The sequence below is a fragment of the Pseudoxanthomonas sp. 3HH-4 genome (genome assembly GCF_006716465.1).
In the GTDB taxonomy this organism is placed as follows: domain Bacteria; phylum Pseudomonadota; class Gammaproteobacteria; order Xanthomonadales; family Xanthomonadaceae; genus Pseudoxanthomonas_A.
The window spans coordinates 30542-44626 of record NZ_VFPB01000007.1; the positions used below are offsets into that span (position 1 = coordinate 30542).

Sequence of the window (14085 nt, forward strand, 5' to 3'; positions counted from 1 at the left end):
GCCCAACCACAACGGAGCAAGCAACAACAGCGGAGCAAGCTCCGCTCTAATTCACTCCGCCCAGAGGCCAGGACCCGGCGAATCGGGCAGTACCTGCGCCGACAGTTTGCGATCCTGACCCAGGACGCTGATGGCGTCGGAGAGGATGGCGGCGGATTCGCGCAGCAGCGGGTCCGGACGCTTGTCGGCCAGCTTCTCGCGCTGTGCATCCTTCACGATGTCGCGCTCGGAAGCGCCCAGCCCGTCATCTGCCAAGTCCTCGGCCAGCGGATCCAATGCCAGACCCAGCGCCTTGCGCTCGGCCTGCCGCTGCTTGCGCTGCACTTCCTGGCGGTCACGCTCGGCGCGGCGCTCGGCCTCGTTGAGCGAAACATATTTCTTTGCCGCTTCGGCACGGAACTGGGCGACGTCTTCCGACCACCACTGGAATTCCTTGTCCTTGGCCGAACGCGCGGCATGCAAGGCTTCCAGTCGCGGCAGGAGCGGGGCGAAGTTGCCGTACTGCGTGTGCGGTACGGCGGCGATGCGGGTCCACGGCAGTGCGTTGTCGTAGGTGCTCTCACCGTACTCGCTGGCGTCCACGCTGACCGGGAACGCGATGTCCGGCACCACGCCCTTGTGCTGGGTGCTGCCACCCGCCACGCGGAAGAACTGGGCGATGGTCAGCTTCACCGAACCGAAGCGCGGTGCTTCGTTGGCAGGCCAGCGGTCCAGGTCGACCATGTTCTGCACGGTGCCCTTGCCGAAGCTGGTTTCACCGATCACCAGGCCACGCCCGTAATCCTGGATGGCGCCCGCGAAGATCTCCGATGCCGAGGCCGAGCCGCGATTGATCAGCACCGCCAGTGGACCTTCCCAGGCCACACCGGTCTTGCGGTCGCTGTTGACCGTCACGCGGCCGCCGGACTCGCGCACCTGCACGACCGGGCCCTTGTCGATGAACAGACCGGTGAGTTCCACCGCCTCGTCCAGCGAGCCACCGCCGTTGTTGCGCAGATCCATGATGACGCCATCCACGCCCTGTGCCTTGAACTGCACCAGCAGCTTGGCGATGTCGCGGGTGGCGGAATTGAAGTCGTTCGGGTTGCGGCGACGGCCCTCGAAATCCTGGTAGAACGCTGGCAGCTTGATCACGCCGATGCGGCGCTCGGCCTCACCCGCGCTGGCCGGCAGGGTGATGGTTTCCGCCTTCGCGGCCTGCTCTTCCAGCTTGACCTTCTGGCGCGTGATGGTGACCTGCGCATGCTTGCCGTCGATGCCGGCCTCGACCGGGATGTACTCGATGCGCACCTGGGTGTCCTTCTTGCCGCGGATCTGGGCCACCACGTCGTCGATGCGCCAGCCGATCACGTCGGTCAGCGGCCCGGACTTACCCTGCCCGACGGCGACGATGCGGTCGCCCACCTTGAGCTTGCCGCTCAGGTCGGCCGGACCGCCCGGCACGATCTCGCGGACGGCGACCAGGTCGTCCTGTCTCTGCAGCACAGCGCCGATGCCTTCCAGCGAAAGCGACATCGACTGATTGAAGTTCTCCGCCGTGCGAGGCGTGAAGTAATCCGTGTGCGGATCGATCGCACTGGTATAGGCGTTGAGGAAGGTCTGGAAGACGTCCTCGGTCTTCAGCTCGTTGATGCTGCGCTGCAGATTGGCGTAGCGCTTGTCCAGCGTCTTGCGGATGTCGTCGGACTTCTTGCCGGCCAGCTTCAGGCGCAGCCAGTCGTTCATCACCGACTTCTTCCAGATCGCATCCAGGGCCTTGCCATCGGCGGCCCACGGCGCATCCTCGCGGTCGTACTCCCAGCGCTCGTCGCCGTTGAAGTCGAAGTCCTGCTTAAGCAACGCGCGTGCAAATGCCACGCGCTGACCAACCCGCTGCTTGTAGACGGTGAAGATCTCGTAGGCCGGCGCAAGGTCGCCGCTGCGGATCGCATCATCCATCTTGGTCCTGTAGGGCGCGAAGCGCTCCACGTCGGCGGCGGTGAAGAACTGCTTGCCGCCATCCAGCGCTTCGAAATAGCGCTTGAAGACATCCTGCGACAACGTGTCGTCCAACGGGCGCGGACGGTACGCATAGCGACTGTCGGACAGGAGGCCGTAGACCAGCTTGGACGTGTTGGACTGGTCGGTGGTGGGTGCCACCGTGACCGCTTCACTGTCACCGCGCGCAAGCAGCGCCAGCGGGGTCGAGAGGGCCAGGGCCAACAGCAGGAGGGGGACTTTCTTCAGTGTCATTGCGTACTCATGGCCGAGAGGCCCGTCAGGCTGGAACGGATTGCGGATTCGACACGCCGACAGTGCACAAAGTTGCGTGCATTGTCATCTGCCTTTGGGCAGCCTAAAGGCCGGAACGTAGGAAAAGGTGAACCGTGGCCGTGCCGTGACCTGGACGAGGATACGGTGACGCCACCGGGAGGGTCGGCGTCACGGTTCCGGACCGGGGCTCAGCCCGCCTGCGCGGCGTGGGCCGCCTGCGCCGCCTGCTGGTCGGCGTGGTAGGACGAACGGACCAGGGGGCCGGACGCCACATGGCTGAAGCCCAGCGCGTTGCCGTACAGCTCAAGTTCTTTGAACTCTTCCGGGGTCCAGTAACGCAGCACCGGATGGTGGTGGGCCGTGGGCTGCAGGTACTGGCCGATGGTCACCATGTCCACGTCGTGCGCGCGCAGGTCGCGCAGCGTGGCCTGCACCTGCTCCATGGTTTCGCCCAGCCCCAGCATGATGCCGGACTTGGTGGGCAGGTGCGGGTGCTGCTGCTTGAACCGCTGCAGCAACGTCAGCGACCACTGGTAATCGGCACCGGGGCGAACGTTCGGGTACAGGTCCGGCACGGTTTCGATGTTGTGGTTGAACACGTCCGGCGGATTCACCGCCAGGATTTCCAGCGCGCGGTCCATGCGGCCCTTGCCGCGGAAGTCCGGGGTCAGGATCTCGATGCGGGTGGCGGGCGAGTGTTCGCGGATGGCGGCGATGCAATCGACGAAATGCTGGGCACCGCCGTCGCGCAGATCATCGCGATCCACGCTGGTCACCACCACATACTTCAGGCCCATGTCGGCAACGGTATGGGCAAGGCTCAGCGGCTCGGACGCGTCGGGCGGCTTCGGACGGCCGTGGGCGACGTCGCAGAACGAGCAGCGCCGCGTGCAGACCTCGCCCAGGATCATGAAGGTGGCCGTACCGTGGCCGAAGCATTCATGAATGTTCGGGCAGCTGGCTTCTTCGCAGACGGTGACCAGACGGTTCTCGCGCAGCTTGGCCTTCAGCTTGGCCACCGACCCGTCGGAAGGAATGCGTACCCGGATCCAGGACGGCTTGCGCAGTACCGGCGCGTCCGCGAACTGCACCGGCGAACGCCCGATCTTGTCGCCCCCCAGCTGTTTGGCGCCCGTCTCCAGGGGAGCAGGCGAAGAGCTGACGACCTGGAGCGGAATCACGCGTGCGGGGGTATCGGTCATGGGGCAATTCTACCGCTTTCGCCTCTCGCCCTAGGGGCAACCCATGCCGCCCATCTCCCGGCGCACGGGAATCGCGCTGGGACAACCGCCTCTGAATCACGGCAGGCAGCGAACCGGCGTTGTGACGGCGCAGCGCCTGGGCCAGCAGTGTGCAGCCCGCCCCGGTCCTTGATGCCTGCGCAACAGGCACAAAAAAGCCCGCAATGGCTAGGCCACTGCGGGCTTGCTCCCTCCCCCACGTCGGGATGCGGAGCCATCGTGAAGGGTCCGTTACGCGTCTTGCACGCTGCACTGCAAAACAGAACCGGGGAGTTCAGCGCGCGCCCACGTCATGTCACAAATATGAATGGACGCCAAACCCGCGCCACTGCTGCGTGTTACCGATATCAGACCAATTCGGGGCCGCCCTCTCGGAATCCCGGTTACGCTCTTCATCGTCTTTACCTGAACAGGCGACCCTCTTTCCGGGCGCGCAACGACCGCGCAGCCTGGCTACTCCAGATAGTGGCGGCGGCCGTCGTACCAGGCCCGGGCCCTGACGAGGTGGAACTTGCGTTGCGCACCCTGCAGTTCCACGCCGACGCTCAACGCCCGCCACTTGGCGTAGAGGTCGCCCTGCCGCCGGGGCCCCTGCAGCCGCATCCGCGCACGCATTTCGTAGCGGTCATTGCGTGCCTGCAGGCGATCCAGCACCAGCACATCGTCCTGCCACTGCACGCGCCCATCGACGTGCGCCTGCCCCGAATCGACCAGTCTGTAGACCCAGGCCGGATACTCCTTCTTGCGGGAGAACAGGGCCAGCAGGAAGCCCACGTCCTTCATCGTCACGTCGGCAAGTCCGCCCGCACTGAGCGGACGATCGATGTCCAGCCGCGCGCGCCCCAGCGTCGCGCGGGCCCACCACCCTGTGCGGGTCCCGCCATCGGGTTCACGGAAGCTGACGTTACGCACCTGCAGCGTGCTGCCGTCGGCCACGAACAGATGGCGCTTCAGATCGGCCCGGCGCAGGCGCAACGCCAGATCGACATCGCCCCGCAGTTGGATGCCGGCAAGAAACATGCGCGTGCCCCGCCCGGCGATACGCAGCGACCCATGCCCCACCTCACCGGCGGCATCCAGCGACACGTCACCACTGAGGTAGCCGGCACCACCGTCGAACCGCATGTGACGCCGCGGCAGGAACGGGTTGTAGACGCGCAGGTCAGGCACCGTGGCATCGTCGAACACTACACGCGCCTTCAGCGTCTCGCGCATGCGCGTGCCATCGTCCGCATTCACCGACAGGCGCAGGTTGCGTCCGCGCACGTACGGCTTGCCCGGTACTTTCACTGCCGCGACGTCGAACGTCTCCATCACCGCCTCGAGCCGCGGCAGCAGTTCGCCGCCAGCGCCGGCGTCAAGCCGGATGTCCGCGCGGCCGCGTCCACGGATGCGATTGCCCATCACGTCGACGACCGCGTCCACGCCCGGCACCTCGATGCTACTGCCCGGCGCGAGTCTGCCGTCCACCACCTGCACGTCGGCACTGATCGCACCGGCACCATCGAGCTTCAGCCATGGCGCCTGCGGGAAAAGCCCGGACAACCAGCGCAGCGAACCGAAATGCCAGGTCCCGGCCACACGTCCGGATGCGCGCGGCAGGACACTGGCGAAGTCGCGCAAAGGCACGCGTCGACCACGCAGGCGCATATCCGCCTCCACCGCCAGCCTGCCATCGGCCTGCGGCGGCACCGTCGCCTTTATCGCGATGTCCTGGTCCACCGCCACATCGACGCCCAGGATGTCGTGGCGCACCGCGCCCGTGATGTCGTTGCCGGCGACGGCCATCGTCCATTGCGCGCGGCCACCCGGCGCGAGCACGCCACGTTCGAAGGCCAGGGCGATGTCCGCCCTGCCCTCGCCCGGCACCAGCTTGACCGCAATCTCTCCCCGCGGACTGACGGCCACGTTCAATCCTGACGTGCGACCGCCAAGCCGCAGGTTCAGCCGCGTCTTGAGCAGCTTGTCGAGCCCGGCGGCCTGCTCGCGCCGATGGCGATCAAGGGCGAAACCGGCATGCAGGGTCGTCTCGCGCAGCACCTCGGCGCCCTCGCGCGTCACCCGGGCGCCGGTCATGTCGAATGTCGACGGCATCAGTTCCATCGGTCCACCGCGCAACTGCTTGTAGAACCCGACCTGCGCGTGGCCTTCGCCTTCGAGCACCCAGGCATCGAATGCGCCACGGCGGACCGAATCGCTGGCGATGCGGTCGAACTGGAGTTCCCAACCGCCCGCCCGCGGCGGTGGCGGCGCCAACTCGCTTGCCACACGCCGGACCCCGCCATGGACCTGGTCCGCGCGCACCTCGGGCACATGCAGCCGTCGCGAAAGCAGTGGCCACAACGCGATGCGGCCCTCCACGCGTGTGGCGTGTGCGTCCCAGGCGATGCGCCGCGCCTGACCCTGGAGGGTGACATCGGTCAGGCTGACCCGCCCCGGCCACCAGGTACTGCCGGACGCCCATTGCATCCGGAAACGTTCCGGTTTGCGGTTCAGGGTGGCTTCGCCCAGCGGCGTATTGAGGAACACGTTGCCTGCGAGCAGATAGAGCACATAAAGGGCGACGAGGGCCAGCAGCCCTCGCCGCAGCCAGCGCAGGGGTGTGCCACGAAGGGAGGTCCTTTCCATCCGCACAGGATGCCGCATCCACGTCCCGGCAAGAACAGCCGCATGGGATCAAGCGGCGGCGAAGTGACCATGGAAGCCCAGCGGCACGGTGTACGGCAGCCACGCCTGGGCAACAGGACCCGCTTCCACGCGGCCCGCGTCGAGCACCGCGATGCCGCTGCGACCGCGCGCGGCGTCCAGCAGCGTGCCGACCAGCCAGCCATCGTCGGGGCGCGTGCTGCCGGGACGCGGCACGAACAAGTGCTCTTCCACCAGCACATCGCGACCGTAGTCATGTACCTGGCGCCGGTCACGCGCTACATCGAAAGCGCCGACGCCATTGAAGTACGGCGCAACCGAAGCGCTCGCGTGCACGGGCGCGTACAGCCGCGCGGGACCGGCAGACCGAGTGCGGGTATCGAACACGGGGAACTCGATGCCGGCGATGCCCGTCTCTTCCCAGCGGGCATCGCCACGACGCAGATCGAGCACGAGTTCACGCAATGGCCCGTTTCCGCCATGCACGTCGCCGTCGCCGTTCATGGCCGCCTTCAAGGGCGAGCGCGCCTCTTCCACATCCGGATGCTGCACGGCGCGCAGCACGATGCGGCCATCGCGCTCGTATGCATCGCCGAAGTGATAGATCGCCGCGAAGTCGGCTTCGAACCAGCGCGCCTGCGCGGGGGCATGCTTGTCCACGACGGCGATGCGCAGCGGCTGGTCCTGCCGGAAGCGCAGGCGCTCGAAGAACGCACCGGCACCCTCCAGGTAGCGGAACGGGATCAGGACGAACACCAGATGGCGATCGGTCATCGCGAAGCTGTGCAGATAGCCCGGTACCGGTGTCTCCAGCACGTCGGCCGACGCCAGCGTACCGTCGCGGCCGATGTGCCACACCACCAGGCCATTGCCGCCCATCATCGAGATGGAGCCGAAATTCCACACCGAACCGTCGCGGTCCACCAGCGGATGCGCCGAAAACGGGATCGCCGCCAGGTCCGCTCGCCACGTCACCGGGCCGAGCGTGGTCAGCTGGTCGGGATCCAGTTCGAACGCCGAGCCCGCCTCGCACAACGCGAACAGGCGGCCATTGATCACCGTCACCGAGGTGTTGGCCGCGTTCGCATCGTCGTTGTTGCGGATCGGCTGCATGTCCGGAACGGATGTGCCGGCGACGGGATACAGGAACCGCCCGGCCGCCTGTTCGCGGGTGAACTTGGGCGTGGCCACCATGCGCGCGCGGTGGGTCAGCGTGCCATCACCGTTGAAGCGCCATGCGTGGACCATGCCGTCACCATCGAACCAGTGCTCGTAGCGGAAGCCCGCGCGCTCGGTCCAGGCGGGGCCATTGCGGTACAGCGTGCCGCCGAAGCCCGCCGGCAGCCGTCCTTCGATCCGCACGTTTTCCGGGCCCAGGGTTTCGGACTGCACCGACTTCCAGCCGGCCAGCCACGGGCGTTCGCGCAAGCCGGCGGCGAAGCGGGCAGGATCGCCGGCCAAGGCGTCCTGGCCGCGCAGCAAGGCGGGGGCGACGGCCAGCGCGGTGGCGCCGGACAGGAGGTTGTGCAGGAAGCGGCGGCGGTCCATGGCATCGCGCCTCAGTGCAGTGCGATGTCGATGGCGGCATCCTGCGCGCCGATGTCGAAGCGGGCTTCGTCCCACGTCGGCTTGCGCATCACGCGCGGATTGTTGCTGAAGCCGTAGCCTTCGGTCGGCATGCCGATCATGTTGCTGTCGAGCTTGCCGTTGCCGTTCTCGTCGTGCGTGACCATCACGGCGTATGTGCCGGGTTTGACGCCCTTGAAAACAAACTTGGCTTGCGGACCGGCAGGCGTCGCACTGGTCGCCTGTACCGGCCGCGCGTTGCCGTCCCACCCTTCCGACGAGTCGACCAGGGCCGCCTTCACTACACCGGTCTGCGCGCGCACATCGTGCAGCACGACGGTCAGGTCGGCGGCCAAGGCGTCGCTCGCGCAGGCAACGGTGGCGACCAGGGTGGCGAAGATGAGCGTGTGTCGGGCGATGCGGTCCATGGTGGACTCCGGCGGCGGGGAATGTGGCGCCAGTCTGCGAGCCGCGCCCGCACCGTGTCAGTTGCCACCCGTCATCCGTCGGACCTGCCGGAAGTCACTCATTCCTGCATGGCCATCCCAAGCTCCCGCGCCGCCACCGGCCGACCCAACAGGAATCCCTGCACCGACATGCAGCCCAGCGCACGCAGGGCTTCAAGCTGTTGCTCGTTCTCCACACCCTCCGCCGTGACCGACAGTTCCAAGGCATGCGAGAGCTGGATGATCGCCGCGATGATCGACCTGGTGGTGTCGCGGGTCTCCTGCTGCAGTCCGGCCGCGAATGACTGGTCGAGCTTGATATGGTCGAACGGCAACTCGCGCAGTTGCGCCATGGAAGAATAGCCCACGCCGAAATCATCGATAGCGATGCGGATGCCAACCCCCCTGAGCCGCGCCAGGACCTGCCGGACAGACGCGGGATCCTTCGCGAGCACAGATTCGGTGATCTCCAGTTCCAGCCGGTCCGCCGGCAAGCCTACGCGATGCAGGATATCGAGCACCGAGGGCACGAAGGCTGGCCATGCCAGCTGGACGGCAGACACGTTGACCGCCAGTGACGTGGTGCTGCTCCAGGCCAGGGCGTCGCGACAGGCGCGCTCCAGCACCCACATGCCGATGGGAACGATCAGGCCGGACTCCTCGGCGGCGGGAATGAAATCCGCAGGGCTGATGCGCCCATGCAGCGGGTGCCTCCATCGCACGAGCGCTTCATAACCACGTACCTGCAGGGTATCGGCAGCGTGCAACGCCATGTAGTCGATCTCGAGCTGGCCGTTGTCGGCGGCAGCCGCCAGGTCGCTGATCAGCGCCAGGCGTTTGTACACGTGCTCGCTCATCCTCGGCTCGTACAGGCGGACGGTATCGCGACCCTCGCCCTTGGCGACATACAGGGCAGTGTCGGCGCGCCGCAGGAGTTCTTCCAGCGGCTCGACGGAGGCCGGGAACAGAGCCACGCCAATGCTCGCCCTGACATCGATCCTGAACCCATCGACCCACTCCGGCTGGCGCAGGACCTGCAACACATGATCGAGGCAGCGCTGCGCATCATGCGCGGCCGACGCCGTAGGCAGGTCCCGCAGCAGCAAGGCGAATTCATCGCCTCCCAGGCGCGCCAGCGCATCGCCCGGACGGCACACCTGCTGCAGGCGCCGCGCAACGGCGCACAGCAACTGGTCGCCCACCAAGTGACCGAGGCTGTCATTGACGTTCTTGAAATTGTCCAGGTCGATCAGGGCCAGCGCCGCACGGGTATCGTCGCGGCCCCCGGGCGCCTGTGCGAGGAACTGCCGGCGATTGGGCAGGCCCGTCAACGCATCGTGATGGGCGAGGTGGTGGAGATGCCGTTCGCGCTGCAGCGATTCCACTTCGCGCAGCCGCGCGTCGGATACGTCGCAACCCACGCCGCGCCAACCGATCCAGGTACCTGCCTGAGTGTGCACCGGCCGAGCACTGATGCTCCAGCTGCGCGGCTCGCGACCGACGACGGCCTCCACCACCACGCCGGCGAAGGCCTGCGGGGACTGCAGGCAGGATCGCAATGCATCCACGCCGACATGCCGGTCGCTGCCCACCGCCAGCAGCCGTCGCGATGCGAACAGGGCGGGAAGCACGCGCCCTTCCAGGCTCCCGCCCGCCTGCCCCAGCACCTGCGCCAGTCGAGGCCCCACGCGGACGAGCATTCCCTCCCTGTCACTCTCCCACAGCCAGTCGTTCGCATTGCTTTCGAACTCGCGCAGCAACAGGCCGATGATCTGCTGCTGCTGTTCGGCCGCCATCTCGGCCTCGATACGCCTCACCAGCGTGCGCGAAATGAACAACAAGGCAATCGTCAGCATCACGGCGTAGCAGCACAACTGCGCAATGGTCATCCCCTGCGCCATGAATTCCAGCTGGCCCACCATCAGGCAGGCCGCGACGGTCAGGATGACCAGCCACAGGAACGCCACCAGCGGCGCCGTGATGCCCACCAGCACGCCCGTGGCAATCAGACCCGGCGTGTACGCGGCCAGCAGCAGGCGACTACCGTCACTCGCTGCCAGCGGCGCAGCGAGATACAGGCCGGCGGCGCACGCGCACGCGCACAGGACGCACCAGAACGCAGACAGCCTGAGGTCACCGATCGTGAAACCGGCCTTGTCGCTGCCATCCACTCGCCGGAGACGACCCACTGCATGCCCGGCCCATCCGAGATGCGTGACCAGCAGGCACAGCATCCATGCCTGCCAGGCATGTCCGGCAAGAAACGGTGCCATGACATAAGCCACCCCCGCGCCGGTCAGCAGATTGGAGACCACGTACCAAGGAACCACCCGGAACAGATGGCGGAGCTGTCGATCCAGCAGCACCGCCTGCGCTTCCGCATCGGCATCGGGCAGCGCCCAGCACCTGCGCACGTCCTCCCACAACGTCGACATATCCCTCTCCCGCTGGGCCCGCGGACGACGCGGCGAACACCGGCGTTGCGGCGACAGGCCCCATCGACCCTATCGCCGCGGCGGTACCGGACAGGACAGGACGCTGTTCCAGGCGCTGCGTTACGCCGCCTTGGCCAGCGAGCGCCGGCACCGCACCGCCAGCGCCAACCGCTGCAGCACGTCGACCGAGGCCTCCCAGTCCAAACATCCATCGGTGATGCTTTGCCCATGAACCAGTGGCTTGCCCGCGACGAGTTCCTGCCGCCCGCCCACCAGATGGCTTTCCACCATCACGCCGACGATGCGCTCTTCACCTGCCCGCAGCTGCGTGGCGATGTCGTCGATCACCGATGGCTGGTTGTCGGGGTTCTTGCCGCTGTTCGCGTGGCTGGCATCGACCATGAGGCGCGCCGGCACGCCCGCCTTGGCCAGCACCTGGCTCGCCGCTTCGATACTGTCGGCATCGAAGTTCGGCGTTTTCCCGCCGCGCAGGATCACATGGCAATCCGGGTTGCCCGCCGTCGCCGCGATGGCCGAACGCCCTTCCTTCGTCACGGCCAGGAAATGATGCGGATGCGAGGCCGCGCCCACCGCATCGACCGCGATCTTCACGTTGCCATCGGTGCCGTTCTTGAACCCGACCGGGCACGACAGCCCGCTGGCCATCTCGCGATGCACCTGGCTTTCGGTGGTGCGCGCCCCGATCGCGCCCCATGCCACTAGGTCGCTGATGTACTGCGGCGAGATGGTGTCCAGGTATTCGCACCCTGCCGGCAACCCCAACGCGTTGATGTCGCGCAACAGCCTGCGCGCCAGGCGCAGGCCGCGGTTGATGTCGAAGCTGCCATCCAGCGCCGGGTCGTTGATCAGCCCCTTCCAGCCAACGGTGGTGCGCGGCTTTTCGAAGTAGACGCGCATGACGATCTCCAGCTCGCCGGCCAGCGCGTCACGCAATGGCTTCAGTCGATTCGCGTACTCCATCGCGGATACAGGGTCGTGGATCGAGCAGGGCCCGATCACCACGATCAAGCGATCATCGCGTCCGTGCAGGATGTCGTGCAGCGCGCCGCGGGCGTCGGACACGGTCTGCGATACCGCGTCGTCGCAGGGCAGTTCGCCGATCACGGCGGCGGGCGTCACCAGCTCATCGAGTTTGCGGATGCGCAGGTCGTCGGTATGGGGGGCCATCGGGTTTCTCCGGGTCAACAAAAAAGCCGCCAGGTTCGCTGGCGGCTTCAAGGGGATTCTTCTGGTGTCTTGCCTAGAATGAATGCAACCTCGCCTCCGCCGCTGGCATCGGAAAGCCGTAATACCAAAACCAGAAGCGGGCACGGGCGGTGTTCATTCGCGGCTAGAGATAACACGCCATGCCGGCGATGGCGAATGTTTCATCTGCAACGTGAAGTGCGTTCCAGCTGACCCGCCACCCACTTGCCGTGGCCGCCCGGCCACGGGCCCCACGTTTGCCAGCATGTCCGCTTCGAAGACGACACCCGCGCAGGTGTTCCATGGAACTGACCCGCCGACAGTTGTTCGCGGCGCCCGCCGCGCTCGCCGCTGCCACGTTGCTGCCCGGGCGCCTGCTGGCCGCAGTGACGGCGCAGACCCCGGCGCTTCCCGACCTCTCCACCTGGGAATCGGTACGCGGGCAGTTCGCACTGGACCCGGCGTACTGCCACTTCGCCTCGTTCTTCATCGCCAGTCATCCGGCACCTGTGCGTGAAGCGCTGGAAGGCTACCGGCGCGCCATGGACGCCAACCCGTTCCTGTTCGTGGAGCGCGCGATGTTCGAGGACGACGCGCACAATCTTCCCCTGCACGTCTGCGTGGAGGTGGCCGCTTACCTGGGTGGTCGAGGCGAGGATGTCTGCACGACGCGAAGCACGACCGAGGGCCTGGCCCTGGTCTATCACGGCCTGCCCCTGAAAGCAGGCGACGAAGTACTGACCACGGTGCACGACCATTACTCGCACCATGAATCGATCCGGCTTGCCACGGCGCGCTGCGGCGCGTCGACGCGGAAGGTGGCCCTGTTCCGGACATCGCACGACGCCAGCGTTGACGAGATCGTCGGCAACCTGAAAGCGGCCATCCGCTCGCAGACGAAGGTGGTGGGCGTGACGTGGGTGCATTCCAGCACCGGCATCCGTCTGCCGATCCGCGAGATCAGCGCAATGCTGCGCAGCCTGCCGCAGGCCCCATGGCTGGTGGTCGATGGCGTGCATGGACTGGGCGCCGCGGACGAGACCATCGCCGACATGGGTGCCGACTACTTCTGTGCCGGCACGCACAAGTGGATGTTCGGGCCACGCGGCACCGGGATCGTCTGGGCGAACGCGGCGAACTGGGCACGCCTGCAGCCGTTGGTTCCCAACTTCACCGAACTCGAGAGCTATGTCGCCTGGACCAAAGACCGGGCACCGGCCGGCCCGTGCAATGCCGCGCGGATGACGCCCGGCGGGTTCCATGCCTTCGAGCACCAGTGGGCGCTGGCGGCCGCGTTCCGCATGCACGGGCAGATGGGGCGCCAGCGCGTGGCGGCGCGCATCACCGCACTGAACGATCGACTGAAGCAGGGCCTGGACGATCTGCCAAAGGTGAAAGTGCACACGCCTCGCTCCGCAGCGTTGTCGGCGGGGCTGGTCGCGTTCGAAATCGAGGGTGTGCGGCCCAATGACATCGTGAAGCAGTTGCTCGCGCGACGCATCATCGCCAGCACCAGCCCCTACGCCGTGAGCTACGCGCGACTGGCGCCGAGTCTGGTCAACACGCCCGCCGAGGTCGACGAGGCGTTGCGCGCGGTGCGTGCGATCGCTGGCTGAACGTGTCCGACGATCGGTATCCGCCGGGCGGTGGCCCGTGCGCCGGGATTTGCGCGTTGGTTCCTGTTGCCCGTCGTTGCAAGGCGACGACGCGCTGTCCCTCCGCCATATCCGGATCGTCATGCCCACGAACGACGCTTCCCCCCGCCCGCTGGACGACATGTTCGGCGAGGTTTACCAAGAGTTGCGCCGGCTGGCGCACAAGCAACGATTTCCCCGCGATGGCGCCACGCTGGACACCACGGCGCTGGTGCACGAGCTGTACCTGCAGATGAGCCACCAGCAGCCCCAGTTCACCCATGCGCGGCAGTTCTATGCGTATGCGGCGCGCGCCATGCGGCACATGCTGGTCGACCGCGCGCGTGAACGCGCACGCATCAAGCACGGTGGCGACCTGCGTCGCACCGACTATCGCGATACGCTGGCCGGCCAAGTGACGATCGATCCGCAACACGCATTGGAACTGGACCAGGCGCTGCGCCGCCTCGCGCTGGACGATGCGCGTGCCGCCGAAGTCGTTGAACTGCACTACTTCGCCGGCCTGCCGCTGGAGCGCATCGCCGAGCTCTGCGAGCTGAGCGTGCGCACCGTCTACCGCGACTGGCAGTACGCCCGGGCATTCCTCGGCGCCCAGCTGGCCGCGTAAGCGCGCCGGCGTGTCAGGGTCCAGCCCCGA

General features: G+C 66.9%; 9 protein-coding genes. 2 read left to right on the forward strand and 7 right to left on the reverse strand.

Annotated features, from left to right (window positions below; translation table 11 throughout):
• Nucleotides 1-51: 51 nt before the first annotated feature.
• The 7 genes from FB548_RS17805 to FB548_RS17835 all read right to left on the reverse strand — a co-directional run bounded on the left by FB548_RS17805 (nt 52) and on the right by FB548_RS17835 (nt 11775).
• Nucleotides 52-2232, reverse strand: a complete 2181-nt coding sequence (locus FB548_RS17805) for a carboxy terminal-processing peptidase (protein ID WP_142126153.1) — start codon at nt 2230-2232, stop codon at nt 52-54.
• Between the two features lie 209 nt (nt 2233-2441).
• Nucleotides 2442-3455, reverse strand: a complete 1014-nt coding sequence (gene lipA / locus FB548_RS17810) for a lipoyl synthase (protein ID WP_142126154.1) — start codon at nt 3453-3455, stop codon at nt 2442-2444.
• A 492-nt stretch (nt 3456-3947) separates the two neighbouring features.
• Nucleotides 3948-6122 (reverse strand): hypothetical protein, encoded by a 2175-nt coding sequence (locus FB548_RS17815; protein ID WP_142126155.1) that lies wholly within the window; start codon nt 6120-6122, stop codon nt 3948-3950.
• A 48-nt stretch (nt 6123-6170) separates the two neighbouring features.
• Nucleotides 6171-7688, reverse strand: a complete 1518-nt coding sequence (locus FB548_RS17820; protein WP_142126156.1) for a carotenoid oxygenase family protein — start codon at nt 7686-7688, stop codon at nt 6171-6173.
• Between the two features lie 11 nt (nt 7689-7699).
• Complete coding sequence (locus FB548_RS17825) at nt 7700-8134, reverse strand: DUF2141 domain-containing protein (RefSeq protein WP_142126157.1); 435 nt, start codon at nt 8132-8134, stop codon at nt 7700-7702.
• Nucleotides 8135-8232: 98 nt separating this feature from the next.
• The gene (locus FB548_RS17830) at nt 8233-10587 is read right to left on the reverse strand and encodes an EAL domain-containing protein (protein WP_142126158.1); all 2355 of its coding nucleotides are present in this window, start codon (nt 10585-10587) and stop codon (nt 8233-8235) included.
• A 120-nt stretch (nt 10588-10707) separates the two neighbouring features.
• Complete coding sequence (locus FB548_RS17835; protein WP_142126159.1) at nt 10708-11775, reverse strand: 3-deoxy-7-phosphoheptulonate synthase; 1068 nt, start codon at nt 11773-11775, stop codon at nt 10708-10710.
• A 320-nt stretch (nt 11776-12095) separates the two neighbouring features.
• Between FB548_RS17835 and FB548_RS17840 the strand changes: the two genes are divergently transcribed.
• Nucleotides 12096-13409, forward strand: a complete 1314-nt coding sequence (locus tag FB548_RS17840) for an aminotransferase class V-fold PLP-dependent enzyme (RefSeq protein ID WP_142126160.1) — start codon at nt 12096-12098, stop codon at nt 13407-13409.
• A gap of 121 nt (nt 13410-13530) precedes the next feature.
• Nucleotides 13531-14055, forward strand: coding sequence for an ECF-type sigma factor (locus tag FB548_RS17845; RefSeq protein WP_142126161.1), 525 nt, complete (start codon nt 13531-13533; stop codon nt 14053-14055).
• Nucleotides 14056-14085 lie beyond the last annotated feature (30 nt).

What these genes read in the sequence shown, in the direction of transcription:
- FB548_RS17805 (WP_142126153.1), bottom strand. Translation starts at nt 2,232, where the DNA reads ATGACACTGAAGAAAGTCCCCCTCCTGCTGTTGGCCCTGGCCCTCTCG.
- FB548_RS17835 (WP_142126159.1), bottom strand. Translation starts at nt 11,775, where the DNA reads ATGGCCCCCCATACCGACGACCTGCGCATCCGCAAACTCGATGAGCTG.
- FB548_RS17845 (WP_142126161.1), top strand. Translation starts at nt 13,531, where the DNA reads ATGCCCACGAACGACGCTTCCCCCCGCCCGCTGGACGACATGTTCGGC.
- FB548_RS17815 (WP_142126155.1), bottom strand. Translation starts at nt 6,122, where the DNA reads ATGGAAAGGACCTCCCTTCGTGGCACACCCCTGCGCTGGCTGCGGCGA.
- FB548_RS17820 (WP_142126156.1), bottom strand. Translation starts at nt 7,688, where the DNA reads ATGGACCGCCGCCGCTTCCTGCACAACCTCCTGTCCGGCGCCACCGCG.
- FB548_RS17830 (WP_142126158.1), bottom strand. Translation starts at nt 10,587, where the DNA reads ATGTCGACGTTGTGGGAGGACGTGCGCAGGTGCTGGGCGCTGCCCGAT.
- FB548_RS17825 (WP_142126157.1), bottom strand. Translation starts at nt 8,134, where the DNA reads ATGGACCGCATCGCCCGACACACGCTCATCTTCGCCACCCTGGTCGCC.
- FB548_RS17840 (WP_142126160.1), top strand. Translation starts at nt 12,096, where the DNA reads ATGGAACTGACCCGCCGACAGTTGTTCGCGGCGCCCGCCGCGCTCGCC.
- lipA (WP_142126154.1), bottom strand. Translation starts at nt 3,455, where the DNA reads ATGACCGATACCCCCGCACGCGTGATTCCGCTCCAGGTCGTCAGCTCT.